Here is an 18,012-nt window from a genome sequence, read left to right as displayed (position 1 = left end):
CATGACACCACGACGCAATGAGCGCCATGACAACCGTCAACTTCAGCACGCCGCACCGCATGAGCCAATCACGACGCAATATCGCGCGCGAATTCTCGAGCGATGCCGCCCAGAAAGATCGGCGATACGCTTTTGCGTTGCTTCAAAATGCGTGCTGCCCCAATGCGGAAGGTCTCTCTATTGACTTGTGCCGGTGGACGGAGTGCGCGCTCAAAGGCGACGACATTGAACGTTCTCTGTCGTAGCATGCGTCAACGCAGGCGATGAAAGCCGCTTGGCGAGTTGACAAACGTCAGTGCGAGCTCGCGGAAACCCGACGACTATCCCGTATGCGGATCATTCGCTTAATGGCGTGCGGTTGGCGACTCGTGGACCCAATACCTTGACCGCGATCGAGCGCAAGAGTGGTACGCTCTTTTTTGGTGATCGTACGTCGGGGTCGGAGCGGCAGGCCGAGGGAAGACGACGATGAATATTGAACAATATACCGAGCGCTCCCGCGGCTTCATCCAATCCGCGCAGTCGCTGGCGATGCGCGAGGGGCACCAGCAGTTTTCAACCCTGCATCTGCTGAAGGTCCTGCTTGATGACAGCGAAGGCCTTGCCGGCGGTCTGATCGACCGCGCCGGCGGCAATTCCCGTGCAATCCTGAAGGCGACCGAGGATGCCCTGAACAAGGTGGCGAAGGTTTCCGGCGACGGTGCCGGGCAGGTTTATCTTGCACCCGAACTCGCGCGAGCCTTCGACGCCGCTGAAAAGGCAGCCGAGAAGGCCGGAGACAGCTTTGTCACGGTCGAGCGTCTTCTGCTCGGCCTTGCCATAGACAGGAACAGCGAGGCCGGCCAGTTGCTGGCCAAGGGTGGAGTTAACGCACAGAACCTGAATGCGGCGATTGAAGCGTTGCGCAAGGGTCGCACCGCAGACAGCGCGACGGCCGAGAACGCCTATGATGCGCTGAAGAAATATGCCCGCGACCTCACGCAGGCTGCGCGCGACGGCAAGCTCGACCCGGTGATCGGCCGCGACGAGGAAATCCGCCGCACCATCCAGGTGCTGTCACGCCGCACCAAGAACAATCCCGTCCTGATCGGCGAGCCCGGTGTCGGCAAGACCGCCATCGCCGAAGGGCTCGCGCTACGCATCGTCAACGGCGATGTTCCCGAGAGCCTGAAGGACAAGAAGCTGCTGTCGCTCGACCTCGGCGCGCTGATTGCCGGGGCGAAATACCGCGGTGAGTTCGAGGAACGGCTGAAAGCCGTGCTCCAGGAGGTAACCGGGAGCGAGGGCACCTTCATCCTGTTCATCGACGAGATGCACATGTTGATCGGCGCCGGCAAGACCAACGGCGCGATGGACGCCTCCAACCTGCTCAAGCCTGCGCTGGCGCGCGGCGAGTTGCACTGCATCGGTGCCACCACGCTCGACGAGTACCGCAAGCATGTCGAGAAAGATCCGGCGCTGGCCCGCCGCTTCCAGCCGATCTTTGTTAGCGAGCCTTCGGTCGAGGATACGATCTCGATCCTGCGCGGATTGAAGGACAAATACGAGCAGCACCACGGCGTGCGGATCACTGATTCCGCGCTGGTGGCGGCGACGACATTGTCAAACCGCTACATCACCGACCGTTTCCTGCCCGACAAGGCGATCGACCTGATGGACGAAGCCGCAGCGCGGCTGAAGATGCAGGTCGATTCCAAGCCCGAGGAGCTGGATTCTCTGGATCGCGAGATCATCCGGCTCAAGATCGAGCAGGAGGCGCTGAAGAAGGAAAGCGACCCGGGCTCTAGGTTGCGTCTCGAGGCGCTGCAGAAGGAGCTGGCCGAGCTCGAGGAGAAGTCCGCGGCGCTGACGGCGCGCTGGAGCGCTGAAAAGAGTAAGCTCTCCAACGCCCAAAAACTGAAGTCAGAGCTGGACGCCCTGCGGGTCGATCTCGCAGATGCTCAGCGCCGGGGCGAGTTCCAGAAAGCCGGCGAGCTGGCCTACGGCCGGATCCCGCAACTCGAGAAGCAGCTTGCGGATATCGAGGCCAAGGAGAACTCCGGCGAGATGGTGGAAGAGGCTGTGACCGCCAACCACGTCGCGCAGGTCGTCTCGCGCTGGACCGGCGTGCCGGTCGACAAAATGCTGGAGGGCGAAAAGGACAAGCTCCTGAAGATGGAAGATGCGCTCGCCAAGCGCGTCGTGGGCCAGGCCGAAGCCGTGCGTGCGGTCGCAACCGCCGTACGCCGCTCGCGCGCTGGCCTGCAGGACCCGAACCGGCCGATGGGCTCGTTCATGTTCCTGGGGCCAACCGGCGTCGGCAAGACCGAGCTGACGAAAGCTCTTGCGGAGTACCTGTTCGACGACGAGACTGCGATGGTCCGCCTCGACATGTCCGAATACATGGAGAAGCATTCGGTCTCGCGGTTGATCGGCGCGCCTCCGGGCTATGTCGGTTACGACGAGGGCGGCGCGCTCACCGAAGCGGTGCGGCGCCGGCCTTATCAGGTCGTGCTGTTTGACGAGATCGAGAAGGCGCATCCTGACATCTTCAACGTCCTTTTGCAGGTGCTCGACGACGGCCGGCTGACCGATCGCCAAGGCCGCACCGTCGACTTCCGCAACACGCTGATCATCATGACCTCGAACCTCGGGTCGGAGTTTTTGGTGAACCAGCCGGAAGGCGAGGACACCGGGGCGGTCCGCGACCAGGTGATGGGCGTCGTGCGGGCGCATTTCAGACCCGAGTTCCTCAACCGCGTCGACGAGATCATCCTGTTCCATCGCTTGCAGAAGAGCGAGATGGGCCGGATCGTCGAGATCCAGTTCGCGCGGCTGCAGAAGCTGCTCGCCGATCGCAAGATCACGCTCACGCTCGATGCGGATGCGAGGGATTGGCTCGCTGCCAAGGGCTGGGATCCCGCGTACGGCGCTCGACCACTGAAGCGGGTGATCCAAAAGCATCTGCAGGATCCCCTGGCAGAGATGATCCTCGCAGGCGAGGTGAAGGATGGCGACAAGGTCGCGATTTCGGCGGAAGGCAATGTCCTGACATTCAACGGCAAGGCGCCGCAGACTGCGGAAATAGCACAGTTCAACGCGCCATCTCCGAAACGGAGATTGCACTGAACGGCCTGCCTGGACGCAGGCATAGTGGGCTGCGCTTGCGAGTACCAGCACTGGTAGGACTAGGACGGCAGGCTCTGCAACGCGCGGGAATTGAGATCAGACAGAAAGTAGCAACCAGATATCGAGCAGGATGACATGGCACAACATTGCAGGCACTTGGGAGGAATTCACGATGTTATTCCCCATTCTCTTGGGTGTGAAGAATGCCTGCAACTGGGCGATCCATGGCTGCACCTGCGCGTCTGCCGAACTTGCGGTCATGTCGGTTGCTGTGATCAGTCACCCAATCGACACGCCACGAAGCATTTTCATGCAACCGGTCACCCCATCATCGAAGCCTATGATCCGCCCGAAGGCTGGGGCTGGTGTTATGTCGACGAATTGTTGTTTGACTTGTCGGATCGACCCACGCCTCAACTAGGTCCGATCCCCAGGTTTTATTGACGCACTACAGCGCGCTGCACGGCCGGCGACTCTGAAGGCGTGGCCCAGCCGTAAACAAGCAGTCGATGCAAGATGCTTTCCGGCGTTTGGGTTGACGGCTGTCAAGGTGGAGAGCCGCTCGACGGGTCATCGTCGGCCGTGAAAGCCAACCTGCCAAGGAAGATGGACATGGTCGCGCGCAGTGCCACCCGCAGTTCCGACCGACATGAGACCTTAGTGCCGGATGGCGCCAAAGTTCGAACCAGAGATCCGCAACCTTATGATCAGTTCGAGTTGCTGCCGATCGCCGGGAGTTGGCGCCATGGCCAGGCAGAGCACAGGCTGGTCGACACGAACCCTTTTACCGGCGATGTCCTCCTCGAAATCAAGCAGGCCGATCGTCACGATCTTGATGCGGCGTTTGCAGCGGGTGCCAAGGCTCAGGTGGAGTGGGCCGTCTCAGCACCAGCGGCGCGGGCGCAGGTATTTCGCCGCGCGGCAGACGTGATGGAAGCGCGCCGTGGCGAAATCGTCGATTGGCTGATCAAGGAATCCGGCAGCACACGGCTGAAGGCGAACCTGGAGTGGGAAGTGACTCATACGGTCATGCTGTGGACGACCTCGGTGCCCCATGCTGTCGAAAGCCGCTACATTCCGTCCGACATCACGGGTAAGGAAAATCAGGTGCGGCGCAAGCCGGTCGGAGTTGTCGGGGCGATCAGTCCTTGGAACTGGCCGCTCCACCTGAGCAATCGTACCATCGCACCTGCACTTGCGGTAGGAAACGCCGTTGTGGTGAAACCCTCGAGCGATACACCTGTAACAGGCGGATTGTTGTTGGCGAAAATCTTCGAGGAGGCAGGTCTGCCGGCGGGGCTCCTCAGCGTCATCGTCGGCGCCGGCAGCGAAATCGGCGACACTTTCGTCAGCCATCCCGTTCCACGAGTCATTTCGTTCACCGGCTCAACGCCAGTCGGCCGCGGGATCGCGGCACTTGCGGCGAAGGCGTCGATCATCAAGCGCGTCGATCTGGAACTCGGTGGCAATGCTCCCTTCGTTGTGCTCGCGGACGCCGATCTGGATCAGGCCGTTGAGGCCGCAGTGTTCGGCAAGTTTCTGCACCAGGGCCAGATCTGCATCGCTATAAACCGCATCATTGTCGAGGAGCGCGTCTATCACACGTTCGTCGATCGCTTTACGCAGCGGGTGGCGAAGTTGAAAGCAGGCGATCCCCGCGATGGCGATACCATGATTGGTCCGATCATCAACAACTCGCAGCTTCAGAAGCTGATGGCACGCATTCGCCGCGCGCGCGACGACGGCTGCAAACAGGTGCTCGGAGGCGGGCCGGACGGTTTCGTGTTGCCGCCGCATGTCTTCGTGAACGTCACCAACCAGATGGAACTTGCAGCTGAAGAAATATTCGGCCCGCTGGCACCGGTCCTCCGGGTCAGCAATGCCGAAGAAGCCTTGGCCGTGGCCAATGAAACAAGTTTTGGACTAAGCGGCGCCGTGTTCACGCGCGACTTGCACCGGGGCGTGCATTTTGCCCAGCAAATGCAGGTTGGTATGGCTCATGTCAATGACCAACCCGTCATCGACTTGCCGACCTGTCCGTTTGGCGGCGAGAAGAATTCCGGCATTGGCCGATTCAATGGCTCTTGGGCGATCGAGGCGTTCACGACGGACCAGTGGCTGACTGCGCAGCACGCGCCACGAGGCTTTCCCTGGAGCGCTTCGGCCGTGCAAGGGCCGTGGTCCTGAAAGGCGTATGGGATGGACGACGTATCCAACACGGTTGCCGCTGGTCTACAGACGAACAGCAACGGCATGCTTGAGTCCCGCCGCGAGCACATGTTTCCCAAGTTCGCGCCCGACGAGATCGACCGCATGCGCCGATTCGGCGAGGTCAAACACTACGCCGTCAACCAATATCTTTTCCGGACGGGCGAGATTCCGCCGGGCATGTTCGTCATCGTTGCCGGTCGGGTATCCATCGAAGCTCGCGATCGACCCGGCCGGACGGAGAAAATCGTTGAACTGGGTGCAGGCGAATTCGTCGCCGAAGTCGCGCAACTCTCCGGCGGACCCGCCCTGGTCGATGCGCGCGCAACCGAGCCCGTTGAATCGCTGCTCTTTTTGCCAGCCAGACTTCGCGCTTTGCTGATCGCCGACGTGCAACTCGGCGAGCGCATTATGCGTGCCCTTGTTTTACGACGGGTGTTCCTCATCGAGGCGGGCGCCGGAGGACCTTGTCTCATCGGGCACGATGGCCATCCCGGAATGGTGCGTCTGCTGGAATTTTTAGCGCGCAACGCTTATCCGCATCAGGTTCTCGACCCCGCAAAGGATCCGGATGCGCAAATGTTTTTGACGCACTATCCTTGCAAGTCGGGTGAATTGCCGCTGGTGGTCTGTCCGAACGGGGCAATCCTGAAAAATCCGAGCGAAGCTGACTTGGCTCGGGCCTTGGGGATGGTGCCTCCGGATCTCGACGGGCGCCGATACGACGTAGCGATTGTCGGTGCAGGTCCAGGAGGACTTGCGGCTGCCGTTTATGCGGCATCCGAAGGTTTGTCAGTCGGCGTGTTCGATGCCCGCGCGTTTGGGGGGCAGGCCGGTGCCAGCAGCTGCATCGAGAACTATCTGGGATTTCCGACCGGAATTTCAGGCCAGGCGTTGGCCGGGCGTGCCTATGTGCAGGCGCAGAAGTTCGGCGTGGAGATGATCATCCCCGAGACGGTCGCGAACCTTCGTTGTGAGCACTACCCATTCGCGATCGAGCTCTCCGACGGTCGGAGCGTCACCGCGCTGAGCGTGGTGATCGCGAGCGGCGCGCGCTATCGCAGGCCAAACATACCGAATCTGGAGAGTTTCGAGGGGCGTGGAGTTTGGTATTGGGCTTCCCCGGTCGAGGCTCGGCTATGCCGGAACGAGGAAGTGGCGCTGGTCGGCGGAGGCAATTCTGCAGGGCAAGCGGCTGTGTTTCTGAGCCGCTATGCCAAGAAGGTATGGATGCTTGTGCGAGGATCGAGCCTCTCCGAGACCATGTCGCAATATCTGATCGACAGGATCGCAGCGACAGCCAATATAGAGTTGCTGACCTGCACGGAAATCGTCGGATTGTCGAGCAATGAGCAGGGCCAACTCGAACGGGCCCGCTGGCGCGACAAGACCGGCGGCGAAGTTGAGAAAACGATCCGCAACGTCTTCATGTTCATCGGTGCGGAGCCCGCAACAGAGTGGTTGAGCGATTGCAACGTTAGCCGCGACAGCAAGGGGTTTGTGCGAACCGGCACGAACGTACCCCCTGACGACCTTCTTTCGGCCGACGGCGCGAGCCCGCCCGCATCGCTCGAGTCGAACATAGCAGGTGTATTTGCAGTGGGTGATGTTCGTTTCGGATCCGTCAAGCGCGTTGGCGCGGCGATCGGCGAGGGAGCCACCGTTGTGCAGCAGATTCACGCGTTTCTCGAGACGGCGCGGACCAGCCGGAGCGGAGAGCCGGTGCAGGCCGCCGCAGCATGATAAAATGGCGGTCGAGGACGAAAGAGCTCAGCGTATATGACGCCTGTCAATGCGACTGGCGGCGAACAATGGCAAACATACCCGATGATCGCTCAACTTCCGCCAGAAAAAATGCCGCCGCCGCGCCCAGAGGGCATACGACAGTTCCAGCGACTATTTCGCGAGGCGGCTGGTCTCAACCTGGACAAGGCTGACCTCAAGCGTTACGAGGAGTTCGTCGACCACAGGATTTATCGGTTTTTACTGCGCGCCGAGGCCGACGCCAAAGCTGGCGGCGACGTCCTGATCGAGCCCTGGAATCTCCCGATCACCGCTGGGCTCCAGGAATGCATCGAGCAATTCAGAAGGTTGAATGAGACGATAGAGCTGGCGCCGATTCTCGACCGTCTCGCTCATCGGCCGCCGCTGCAATTCAGCTACAGCGACGAGACCGAAGCAATGCTGCCGGACCTTGCCGGAGGACTTGGCGTAGCGGTCGCACGAGCATTGAAGATCATCGAGCCGGATTTGAAAAACCCGCAGACCAAGCAGTGGGACCTCGCCTCACGGATCTTCGAGTTGCTGCTGTAGTCGGTCGCACCCGGCTGAGGTTCGCACGTCGATGTCGGATTCATCTGCCGGTGATCTCCCTTATCGATCTCGATAGGGCGATGTCCGATGTTTGCGAAATCCGCCACGTCTACATGCGCGAGAATGTGAAACACCAGGGAGTGCCCCCATGGCTCTGACGGAGACCACCCGGACAGTCGTGCTTCCTTCAGGCGAGCAAATTCCGCGGCTCGGCCAAGGGACTTGGCACATGGCCGAGAATCCGCTGAATCGAACGGGGGAGGTGAACGCGCTGCGTCTCGGCATCGATCTCGGCATGAGCCTGATCGATACCGCCGAAATGTACGCCGACGGTGGCGCCGAGCGTGTCGTCGGCGAGGCGATCAAGGGACGGCGTGACGAGATTTTTCTGGTGAGCAAGGTGCTGCCTCAGAATGCCACCCGGCACGGCACGATGGCGGCCTGCAACCGAAGTCTGGCTCGGCTTGGCGTGGACAAGATCGACCTCTATCTGCTGCATTGGCCGGGGTCGGTTCCGCTGGAAGAGACCGTCGATGCCTTCGACACCCTGGTGGGCGCGGGTAAGATCCGATATTGGGGCGTCAGTAATTTTGACGTCGGCGACCTGCAGGGGCTCGTCGACTTGCCTCACGGTGCAAACGTTGCGACCGATCAGGTGCTCTACAACCTCGCGCGCCGCGGCATCGAGTTTGATCTCATGCCCGCGTGCCTGCGCAGTGGCCTGCCGATCATGGCCTATTCGCCGATCGAGCAGGGTCGTGTGTTGCATCACGTCACGCTCAAGACGATTGCGGCGCGTCTCGGCGCGACGCCGGCTCAAGTGGCGCTGGCCTGGGTGCTGCGCCAGGATGGCGTGTGTGCGATACCCCAATCAGGCAAGCCGGAGCATGTGCGCGAGAACCGTGGAGCGCTCGACGTTCGCCTGACGCCTCGGGATCTGGCGGAACTCGATGATGCCTTTCCGGCTCCGGCCCGCAAGCAACCTCTGGCGTCGCTCTAATTGGGGAGAGATCGAGAATGAGCAAAGACGCCCGCCACATCGTTTGCCCGCATTGCACAAGAACTAACCGCATTCCGGACCGGAGGGACGCGCGCCAAGCGAAATGCGGACACTGTCGGCAGCACCTGTTTACGGGACATCCGATGCCGGTTTCAGCCCGCAGCTTCGCCGCTAACATCCAATGCAACGATATTCCGGTTGTGGTCGATTTTTGGGCGGCATGGTGCGGGCCTTGCAAAGCGATGGCGCCGGCCTTCGAACGCGCCGCCGGCGAGTTCGAACCCGAGCTTCGCTTTCTGAAGGTTGACACCGAGGCGGAAGCGGAGCTGGCGGCCCGCTACGACATTCGAAGCATTCCGACCCTGATGCTGTTCCACAAAGGCAACATCGTCGCTCAGCGGGCCGGCGCCGTCGGTGTCGAGGCTTTGCGCGACTGGTTGCGCCGACATGCGCCGTCAACCGCGACCGCAGCCTCATGAGTTGAAGAGCAGGGTGCTTTGCACCAGTGGAGAAGCTCCTGGTGATTGGGCATGCCGCGGCCGAGCAGCAGGTGCCCGCCTTTTCAATGCTCGCGACGACCTTTCAGGCAAAAGGTGTTGCGCAAAACCTATTGGCGCGACGGTCGCGGCACTGGCGCATCGAGGCGAACCTGAGGGTTCGAATGAACGGCAGGTGATTATTGTGATCTCTCCGTTTCGGCCGATGTCCAATGGAACTCACGTGGCGGCTGCAATTCGCTATTGAGGAGATTCCAAAGATCCCGTCGCTGCATCGGATCATTGCAAGTAACGCCTGGGCGCCCGGCATCGGCGGCTCGCTTGCGAACCAGCCAAATCATCCTCGCGCATTCCGGACAAGGATACGACCTGAAACTTCTGCCCATGATAGTGCTCGCGCTCTGTTTGAACTCTAAGTTCTTCCGCACGCCACACTAGCAGCCACGGCTGACACGGCTCGCTAGCAAAGAGGGCTCGATGGCAGGGAGTTGACTGTGCGACGTAAGGACGATTGATCTTCTCACGCAGACCGGCTCCTCCTCTGTTGCATCATCGCCAACGCTGGTCGACGCAGGCCTTCGCCTTTTCGCCGCGGTCCTGTTCCAGTGAAGGGTAGTCCGTGTAACCGTTCTCGCCGCCACCATAGTATGTCTTGGGATTGTCCACGTTCAATGGTGCACCAACGCGCAGCCGTTCGGGCAGATCGGGGTTGGCAATGAACTTGCGGCCGAAGGCGATTAAGTCGGCCTGGCCATCGCGCAACCATTGCGTGGCGCTATCGGCGTTGAAGCCTCCGGCCACGATGAGCGTTCCCTGATACTTGTTCCGGATCAATCGGGCCATGCTGAGCGCATACGGTTCCGGCTTCTCGCCGTTCTGCATCTGCTCGAGCGCCGGGTTGACGATGTGCAGATAGGCCAAACCGTAGCCGGAGAGCTGCTCGGCGAGGTAACCGAACGTCGATTCCGGGGCATCGTCGCTGATGTCGTTCATCTTGCCGAGAGGTGAGAGCCGGACGCCTATCCTGTCCGCCCCGAGAATGGGAATCAGGGCTTCCGTGATTTCAAGCAGAAGCCGCACTCGATTCTGAACTGTGCCGCCATAGGCGTCACTGCGTCGGTTCGTGCTGCTCTCGATGAACTGATCGAGCAGGTAGCCGTTGGCCGCATGAATCTCGATGCCGTCGAACCCGGCGGCCTCCGCATTCCGCGCCGCGCGCTCATACTGCCTGATAAGGTATGGCATCTCCTCAAAAGTCAGCGCGCGCGGACGCACGAATGGAACCAGTTCTGCCTCGCCGCGCTCGTTTTCGATGAAGGCCTTGCCCGCGGGCGTGATCGCCGAGGGCGCTACGGGTAGCATGTTGTCGGGCTGCAGGGCCGGATGTGAGATACGACCGACGTGCCAAAGTTGGTTGAAGATCAGCCCATCAGCCTCGTGCACAGCCTTCGTAACCTGCCGCCAGGCTTCGACTTGTTCGCGGCTATGGATACCTGGCGTCCAGGCATAACTCTGGCCCTGCATCGAGATCTGGGTAGCCTCGCTTATGATCAGGGCGGCAGACGCACGCTGCGCGTAATAACACGCCGCGAGCTGAGACGGCACATTACCCGGCTGTCGTGCTCTAGAACGGGTCAATGGCGCCATGACGACTCGATGGGACAGGCTGAACGGCCCGAGCCGACATCCTTGGAACAGGGGGTTCGCTTTCCCATTCGAAACCCCGTTGAGCGCACGGACTTGCGTGGTGGCTGTAACCATGTTGCCTCGAGTCGAAGGAGTTAAATGCTTCGAGCTTTCGGTAAGAGAGCGGGCCGAAGATATTTGGATCTCTACACCCTAATATAACGGCGGATCGGTGCATCGCGCTGACAGTCGTCAATGCTCTTGCCGCTGCAGAAGAGAGGTGTGGGTTGCGCAGGCGACGGAAGCCTTCAGCGTTCCTGCAGGGCGATCTGGTGGCAATACGGTTGGCTGACGAGCAGATCGAGTCCCGTATTGGCCGGCTTGAGATTGCAGGATGGTTTGCCGGCGCCAACACGATGTGGAGAGAATGGCTGGCATCAGTGCCGGAAAGGCGTCACGAGCGCGAGATATGACCGTGCAGGGGCGGCAGCGCGGTCAGCCGGGCGATTTGCCGGGTTCGACTGAGCGACGCGTCGTCAAGATTGAATCGGTACACGCGCGATCGTTCGTCCCCATTCATCGGTGACAACGACAGAAAAGCCGGACCAGTCGCCATCCCGCGCCAGTTCTCGAGCAATGGTCAGTCCGCGTTCCGCGGCGTCGTGGGGCGAGAGGAGAATGCTACCGCATTCGTCCGGGTAGTTCACGCCGTTCTCAATATGAAAAAAGAAGCGACCACCTTCTGCGGGGGTCGTTTGCGGATCGCCAATTTGCTGTCCTCCGTTCCGGCGATCGAGATGGCAGCGCGCCGCATACCTGAGGGGTCCCGTGATCGTAGCGATCAGTGGCTCGACATCTTGAGAAAAATGGCGTCCGATCCGTTGATGAACGCCAAGAATGACGGAATGACCTGCCGTGTCCGCGAGCCGCGTTCCGAGGATGTCCCGAACACCGCAGCTCAGCACAAACTCATTGTACCACTCGCTTTTCCGCAAAACGGGCTGTGGAAGACATTTGGAGAGCATGATCCAGCGTGCATCCAGGAGTGGCGAGTATGGATCGAGCGTGGCGTAGTGCTCGACGTAGCGGGATTTGAATTCGGCACTGAGACCGCAAAAGACAGCTTCGTCGACCGTACCCGTCGTCTTGTTCGTGACAATCAGCGCCGCACCCGCCACGCCCGCCTCATCCATCAGCCTGCGAAGCATTTTTGGCCAGGCATCCCAGTGCATCGCTGCATCGTTAAGTGTTGAGAGAAGTGACTGCATGATCCGTGGCCTTCAAGGAGATTGGCGAAGCCCGAACGCGCAAGCTCATGATAGCCGATCAATCGCAAGCGCATCAATGTGTGCGTTCGGAAGCTGTCGTCCGCATCGCCTGGATGTCTCGGAGCAGGCAACGCAGCCCGTATAGCTCATCCAGCAGATACAGGGCCAGCGCGATACCTTCATCGTTGATCCCCAGGTCGCGCTTGAGATCCTGGATGAGGTGGGCTCGTGCGAGATCCTGATCGGAAAACTGATGTCCTGGTGGATGCGCCACCAGCCATTCCGCATTCACCCAGGCTTCAATCGTGGAGGGATCGAGATGAGATCGATCGGCAAATTCCTGGAGCTGCATTGTCACACTCGCATCGACTGTCTCGGGCTATCCGAAGGCTGCCACTCACTCACAAAGCGTTCGAGTTCCGGGTCTGGCTTTTTCGGCAGCACCAGTTTCAGCGTGACGTACTGGTCCCCTCTGCCGCCATCGACGCGCGGCACGCCGCGTCCCTTGATCCGCAGAACCCGGCCCGAACTCGACCACTTAGGTACAGAGACCGCGACAGCGCCGCTCACGGTCGGTACCTTGAGTTTCGCGCCCAGCACGCCCTCTTTCAGTGAGATCGGCAGGTCCAGATGAATGTCGTCGCCTTTGCGGACGAAGTAGGGGTGCGGCAGGACCTTGATCTCGATCAGGGCGTCGCCTGGCGGATTGTCTCCGGCTCCCCGACGACCCTTGGCTTTCAGGCGCAGAATCTGGCCGTCGCGCGTGCCGGGAGGAATGTTGACCTCGAGCGTAGTTTCGTCCGGCAGCACAATGGATTGCTTGCCGCCGTTCACGGCATCGAGAAAGTTGAGCTCCAGGTGATATCGGGCGTCAACCCCGCGTCCGCGCCGGGTGGTGCGCCCGGCGCGCCCAAAGATCTCGGAGAGAATATCCTCGCTGCCGGCGAAGTCATTGAAATCGGCAAAGCCGGCCCCACTCGTGTAGCCCGACCAGCCTTCCCGATCAGCGAAATCGCGGTAGTATTGCCGGGGCTGCTGCTCGGTACCCGATGCATCGATCTCACCGCGGTCGAAACGGGCGCGCTTTTCCGGATCGCTCAAAAGCATGTAGGCGGCAGATAGGTGCTTGAATTTCTCTTCTGCCGCCTTGTTGCCGGGATTGAGATCAGGGTGCAGCTTCTTCGCAAGCCGCCGGTAGGCCTTTTGAATGTCGGCCTGTGCCGCGTCTCTCTTGACGCCTAGCGTTGCATATGGGTCTGTAGCCAACACCAGCTCCTGTTTACGCGTCGGCCGGACCGATCGGCCGGCGCTTCATTGTTGCGGGGGTGGCGGCGATTGTGGCTTAGGCGGTCTGGCTACAACGACCCGGGCCGGCCGCAAGAGCCGGTCGTGAAGCATGTAGCCATTCTCTAAAAGGTCCACGACGTTCCCGGGAGGCTGATCGGACCGATCGGTTTCCATCACGGCTTCGTGCTTCATTGGGTCGAATGGCCGATTTAGAGCGTCGATTTCCTCGACACCAAAGCGTTTCAATATCTGTGTCAGGATCCGATCGGTGGCGACAACTCCGGCCAGCAGGCCGTCGTCGTTCTTGACTCCCTGGTCCGGCGAGCTAGCGTCGATGGCTCGTCGCAGATTATCCGCCACCTGCAGCAGCTCGCGGGCAAAGTCGGCGATCGCATATTGTCGGGCGTCCTGGACCCGACGCTCGGCCATGCGCCTCGTGTTCTCGGCGTCCGCAAGCGCACGCATCAGGCGGTCGCGCTCGGCGCTGGTCTCCTGCGCCTGGTCGCTTTCCCTGTGCTCGCCCGCGAGAACCTCGCCGAGCACATCATCCACGGTCTTGGTGGGCATGTGGTGCTCCATTTGTGGCGTTTGTCCCGGATTGGAAAGACTTCAGGAAGCCTTCCGGCTGCCGGGATCGACCTCTTCGAATTCCGCGTCGACGACATCTTCGCTGCTATCAGGCGATCCTGCCTGTCCGCCGCCGGGAGCCCCGCCTTGGGACGCTGCGCGGTTCAAGGCTTCGCCGATCTTTGATGCCGACTGCTGCAACCGCTGAGTTGCCTGCTGAATCGCTGTCACGTCCTCGGCGCTCAGCCGTTGCCTTGCCTCGGCGATCGCCTGCTCAATCTCCCTCTTGACGTCGGAAGGGATCTTTCCCTCGGAGTCCTTGAGCGCCTTCTCGGTGCTGTAGATCACCGCGTCGGCCTGATTGCGGGTTTCGATGAGCTCCTTGCGCCGCTTGTCCTCGTCCGCATGGGCTTCGGCCTCCTTGACCATCCTCTGGATGTCCGCTTCGGTCAGGCCGCCGGACGCCTGGATCCGGATACTCTGCTCCTTGCCACTCGCCTTGTCCTTGGCCGATACGTTGACGATACCGTTGGCATCAATATCGAAGGTCACCTCGATCTGCGGCACGCCCCGCGGTGCCGGTGGGATTCCGACCAGATCGAACTGACCAAGCAGCTTGTTGTCAGCCGCCAACTCACGTTCGCCCTGGAAGACCCGGATCGTGACGGCGGTTTGATTGTCCTCCGCTGTCGAGAACACCTGGCTCTTCCTGGTCGGAATGGTGGTGTTGCGATCGATCAGCTTCGTCATGACGCCGCCAAGCGTCTCGATGCCCAATGACAGGGGTGTCACGTCGAGCAGCAGGACGTCCTTGACGTCGCCTTGGAGCACGCCGGCCTGGATCGCGGCACCGACCGCGACCACTTCATCCGGATTGACGCCCTTGTGAGGTTCGCGCCCGAACAGCTTCTGCACGGTCTCCTGAACCTTTGGCATGCGGGTCTGGCCGCCGACCAGTACGACTTCGTTGATGTCAGATGGCTGCAGGCCGGCGTCCTTCAACGCTGCCTTGCAGGGATCGATGGTGCGCTGGATCAGATCGTCGACCAGCGCTTCGAGCTTGGCGCGCGACAGCTTGATATTGAGATGTTTCGGTCCAGCCTGATCTGCAGTGATGAAGGGCAGATTGACGTCGGTCTGGGTGGCGCTGGAGAGTTCGATCTTGGCCTTCTCTGCGGCATCTTTGAGCCGTTGCAGGGCGAGACGATCTTTGCGAAGGTCGATTCCGCTTTCCTTGCGAAACTCGTCCGCCAGATAGTCGATGATCCGCTTGTCGAAATCCTCTCCACCGAGAAAGGTGTCGCCGTTGGTTGCCTTGACCTCGAACACACCGTCGCCGACCTCCAGGATCGAGACATCGAACGTGCCGCCACCGAGGTCATAGACCACGATCTTGCCGCTGCCTCTCTTGTCGAGGCCGTAGGCTAGAGCGGCCGCAGTCGGCTCATTGATGATGCGCAGGACTTCCAGCCCGGCGATCCGGCCGGCATCCTTGGTTGCCTGGCGCTGCGCGTCGTTAAAATAGGCGGGCACGGTGATGACGGCCTGTGTGACGGCGCTGCCAAGCGTGGCTTCGGCGGTTTCCTTCATCTTGGTGAGGATGAAAGCGCTGATCTGGCTCGGACTGTACTTCTTGCCCCGGACGTCGACCCAGGCGTCGCCGTTGTCGCCCGGCACGATGTGATAGGGCACCATGGTCTTGTCTTTTGCTGTGATCGGGTCGTCGTAACGTCGGCCGATCAGTCGCTTGATGGCATAGATCGTGTTCTCGGGGTTGGTGATACTTTGCCGCTTGGCCGGCTGCCCGACCAGGACTTCGCCATCCTCCGTGAAGGCAACCATGGACGGCGTGGTGCGTCCGCCCTCGGCATTCTCAATGACCCTGGCTTTGCTACCTTCCGTGACAGCCACGCAGGAGTTTGTGGTTCCGAGATCGATACCGATTGCTTTTGCCATGATCAGTTCCTTCGGGTTTGAATCCTGGGACAGCTGCGGCCGTCCAAAAAATTGTGGCGTCTCGCGCTCTTGGCGGCGAGCGGCGAGACGCGCCGAGCTGGGCTGTTAGGAGACTCGGGCGTCTTGCCGCGTGAACGGTCAAGCAGCTTCCTTGACTTCGATTTTCTTCGGCTCCGGCTTTGCGGGCTTCGGAATCGTGATCTTCAGGACGCCGTTGGTCATCGTCGCCTGGACGAAGGAAGGATCGATGCCGGGCGGCAGCTGCAGCACGCGAAGGAACACGCCGTAGCTGCGTTCGCTGTGCTGGACATTCTTGTCGTTCTTGCCGTCGCCTGTGCCCTGCTCCACCTTCTTTTCGCCTCGAATAGTAAGCGTGTCATCCTCGAGGGAAATGTCGACGTCCTTGCGCTCGAGCCCCGGCATTTCAACGGTGACTTCGATCGCTTTGTCCGTTTCCGCGATTTCGATGTTCGGCACGAGCTGCTGTCCGTTTGGGCTCAAGCCCTGCGAAAACTCGCTGAACAGCCGGTCGATTTCCCGGTGCAGGCCGAACAGGCCGAAGTCGGGCCGCATCAGCATTCCTGCATCACGAGACGGGACGAGTGATCGTAACCTCATTTGGTTCTCCTTTCAGCTTGCGATGCAACTCGGTTCTAGGGGCTCACGACGATGCGATCGTCGACCTTGCTCACGCCGGGCGCCGACCAGGCGACGCGCTCAGCTTCCTCGCGTTCGATCCAGGAGCGCACCGTTCCTTTAAGGATCACTTCGCTGCCGTTGGCCTCGACCTGAATCCGATTGGCGTCGACTTCCGCGTTGCGCTTGAACGCGTCCTGAATCTTCTGCTTGAGCTCGGAAGGCTCGACTTTCGGCTTGACCATGATCACGTTGATGACGCCCTTGACGCCTTTGACCTTGCGGACCGCATTCTCAGCTGCGGTCTTTTGATATTGCCATTCGGCGGAACCTTCGAGTGTGATCCAGCCGTCTCTGACCGTGGCCTTTATCTTGTCGTGAGAGATCGGAAGCTCCGACTTGAGCGCGGAGACGGCGTCGCGTGCGATATCGGGATCCGGGCGCTGATCGATCGATGGCAGCCGAACCTCGATGTCATTGGCTATGGCGCGAACGCCCGCTACGCGCTTCGCCGCGAATTCTGCCTCTAGCCGATCGGCGTAGCTGTGTGTGAAACCTGCAAGCGTGACAACGCCGTCCTTGACCGAAACGGCTATGTCACTGGCATCGAGGTCAGGGTTCCATGTCAGTTCGTCACGGACGTCACGTTCGATCTCACTGTCTGACTTCATGATTGGCTCCTGGCATTTGCGAGTGGTATTCTCGGCGCTGCTCCGTCATCGCCGGTCGGAACAACTTGCGCGTGACGAGAGCAAGCAAGCCATGACGACCGTCAACTTCCGTCTCGACTTTCTCGCTTGAGATCCTGTGAAAGCGAACTGGACGAAGGTCGCCGAAGATGATCTCCGTGGGCGAAGTGAGAAAAGCTGGGAGAAATGACGCAGCGTGGCATGTGTCGCGGCCTCGTTACGGTCGCCCGAGGCGTTCGTCACCCAGCCAGGGATCGGGACGAAGTGAGTGCAGCGGCAGATCTTCCGGCCGCTTTTCGAGGTCGATTTCATGAACGTGCACGGCCTGCCCGCCATGCCGCATCAGAATCTCCTGGGCCTGAGCTTCCTTCTCAGGTGCGCGAACCCGAACCCAGATCAAGAGACCATCCCATTCTGCCGCCGGCTCCAAGCCTTTGGCGCGCTCGCGGCGCAGTAGTCGGTGTATGGGCACGATGACGATGGCTCCTGTGAAGATCCCGATCAGGATCGACCACATGGCGACTGCCATAGTCTCATAGCCTTTGATCATCAGGAAAAGAGCGCAGCCAACCGCTGCAATGCAGCCGAGAACGCCGCTGGCGACGGCTTCGGCGCTAGCCAAATCGTCGTCGCCAAAGCAGGGCTGTCTCGGCGTGGTCGCCATGTCGGCGAGATCGGCTGGAGGAACCACAGCGTAATTCATCCGTCGCTGCACTTCGTCGGGAGATGCGCTGAGGTCGATGTCGGAGCGATCGAATCCCGACAGCAGAAGATCCTGGGCCGCGTCATCGAGCGTACGTCGCGAATGAAAGACACCGGTCACTTCGCGAGTGCGCCTGTGGTCCAGGATCGTGTCG

General features: G+C 60.7%; 18 protein-coding genes. 9 read left to right on the top strand and 9 right to left on the bottom strand.

The window, feature by feature from the left end; all coding sequences use genetic code 11:
* Positions 1 to 26 precede the first annotated feature (26 nt).
* The 9 genes from ACTUWL_RS06675 to ACTUWL_RS06635 all read left to right on the top strand — a co-directional run bounded on the left by ACTUWL_RS06675 (position 27) and on the right by ACTUWL_RS06635 (position 9,305).
* Positions 27 to 245 (top strand): hypothetical protein, encoded by a 219-nt coding sequence (locus ACTUWL_RS06675; RefSeq protein WP_143701196.1) that lies wholly within the window; start codon positions 27 to 29, stop codon positions 243 to 245.
* A gap of 223 nt (positions 246 to 468) precedes the next feature.
* Positions 469 to 3,108 carry an ATP-dependent chaperone ClpB gene (gene clpB, locus ACTUWL_RS06670; RefSeq protein WP_106940321.1) on the top strand — a complete coding sequence of 880 codons (2,640 nt, stop codon included), beginning with the start codon at positions 469 to 471 and terminating at the stop codon, positions 3,106 to 3,108.
* A gap of 135 nt (positions 3,109 to 3,243) precedes the next feature.
* Positions 3,244 to 3,552: a UBP-type zinc finger domain-containing protein gene (locus ACTUWL_RS06665; RefSeq protein WP_106940322.1), complete on the top strand. Its 309-nt coding sequence runs from the start codon at positions 3,244 to 3,246 to the stop codon at positions 3,550 to 3,552.
* A 168-nt stretch (positions 3,553 to 3,720) separates the two neighbouring features.
* Positions 3,721 to 5,295 (top strand): aldehyde dehydrogenase family protein, encoded by a 1,575-nt coding sequence (locus ACTUWL_RS06660; protein WP_021077530.1) that lies wholly within the window; start codon positions 3,721 to 3,723, stop codon positions 5,293 to 5,295.
* A 12-nt stretch (positions 5,296 to 5,307) separates the two neighbouring features.
* Complete coding sequence (locus ACTUWL_RS06655) at positions 5,308 to 7,059, top strand: FAD-dependent oxidoreductase (protein WP_021077529.1); 1,752 nt, start codon at positions 5,308 to 5,310, stop codon at positions 7,057 to 7,059.
* Positions 7,060 to 7,095: 36 nt separating this feature from the next.
* Positions 7,096 to 7,629 (top strand): DUF1931 family protein, encoded by a 534-nt coding sequence (locus tag ACTUWL_RS06650; RefSeq protein ID WP_021077528.1) that lies wholly within the window; start codon positions 7,096 to 7,098, stop codon positions 7,627 to 7,629.
* A 148-nt stretch (positions 7,630 to 7,777) separates the two neighbouring features.
* Complete coding sequence (locus tag ACTUWL_RS06645; protein ID WP_021077527.1) at positions 7,778 to 8,629, top strand: aldo/keto reductase; 852 nt, start codon at positions 7,778 to 7,780, stop codon at positions 8,627 to 8,629.
* 17 nt (positions 8,630 to 8,646) lie between these two features.
* A complete protein-coding gene (gene trxC, locus ACTUWL_RS06640; protein WP_035650436.1) occupies positions 8,647 to 9,108 on the top strand; it encodes a thioredoxin TrxC in 462 nt (153 codons plus the stop codon).
* Positions 9,109 to 9,134: 26 nt separating this feature from the next.
* Positions 9,135 to 9,305: a hypothetical protein gene (locus ACTUWL_RS06635; RefSeq protein ID WP_158267771.1), complete on the top strand. Its 171-nt coding sequence runs from the start codon at positions 9,135 to 9,137 to the stop codon at positions 9,303 to 9,305.
* A 370-nt stretch (positions 9,306 to 9,675) separates the two neighbouring features.
* On the opposite strand, the gene ACTUWL_RS06630 is transcribed toward ACTUWL_RS06635, so the two are convergent.
* The 9 genes from ACTUWL_RS06630 to ACTUWL_RS06590 form a co-directional block, all read right to left on the bottom strand.
* Positions 9,676 to 10,773, bottom strand: a complete 1,098-nt coding sequence (locus ACTUWL_RS06630) for an alkene reductase (protein ID WP_448213435.1) — start codon at positions 10,771 to 10,773, stop codon at positions 9,676 to 9,678.
* Between the two features lie 515 nt (positions 10,774 to 11,288).
* Positions 11,289 to 12,020: a DUF6894 family protein gene (locus ACTUWL_RS06625; protein ID WP_021077524.1), complete on the bottom strand. Its 732-nt coding sequence runs from the start codon at positions 12,018 to 12,020 to the stop codon at positions 11,289 to 11,291.
* A 73-nt stretch (positions 12,021 to 12,093) separates the two neighbouring features.
* Entirely contained in the window at positions 12,094 to 12,372 is a 279-nt protein-coding gene (locus ACTUWL_RS06620; protein WP_021077523.1) for a chaperone modulator CbpM, read from the bottom strand.
* A 2-nt stretch (positions 12,373 to 12,374) separates the two neighbouring features.
* The gene (locus ACTUWL_RS06615) at positions 12,375 to 13,286 is read right to left on the bottom strand and encodes a DnaJ C-terminal domain-containing protein (RefSeq protein ID WP_021077522.1); all 912 of its coding nucleotides are present in this window, start codon (positions 13,284 to 13,286) and stop codon (positions 12,375 to 12,377) included.
* Positions 13,287 to 13,331: 45 nt separating this feature from the next.
* Complete coding sequence (locus ACTUWL_RS06610; RefSeq protein WP_021077521.1) at positions 13,332 to 13,874, bottom strand: nucleotide exchange factor GrpE; 543 nt, start codon at positions 13,872 to 13,874, stop codon at positions 13,332 to 13,334.
* A 42-nt stretch (positions 13,875 to 13,916) separates the two neighbouring features.
* Positions 13,917 to 15,830 (bottom strand): molecular chaperone DnaK, encoded by a 1,914-nt coding sequence (gene dnaK / locus ACTUWL_RS06605; RefSeq protein ID WP_021077520.1) that lies wholly within the window; start codon positions 15,828 to 15,830, stop codon positions 13,917 to 13,919.
* A 138-nt stretch (positions 15,831 to 15,968) separates the two neighbouring features.
* Positions 15,969 to 16,409, bottom strand: coding sequence for an Hsp20/alpha crystallin family protein (locus tag ACTUWL_RS06600; RefSeq protein ID WP_106940325.1), 441 nt, complete (start codon positions 16,407 to 16,409; stop codon positions 15,969 to 15,971).
* A gap of 74 nt (positions 16,410 to 16,483) precedes the next feature.
* On the bottom strand, positions 16,484 to 17,137 hold the full coding sequence (locus tag ACTUWL_RS06595) for a BON domain-containing protein (protein WP_021077518.1): 654 nt from the start codon (positions 17,135 to 17,137) through the stop codon (positions 16,484 to 16,486).
* Between the two features lie 235 nt (positions 17,138 to 17,372).
* On the bottom strand, positions 17,373 to 17,978 hold the full coding sequence (locus ACTUWL_RS06590) for a hypothetical protein (protein WP_021077517.1): 606 nt from the start codon (positions 17,976 to 17,978) through the stop codon (positions 17,373 to 17,375).
* Between the last annotated feature and the right edge of the window lie 34 nt (positions 17,979 to 18,012).

The organism is Bradyrhizobium sp. WCU1, assembly GCF_053474805.1.
Note: the sequence above shows the minus strand (reverse complement) of the source record. Positions and strands in the feature narration are given on the sequence as shown.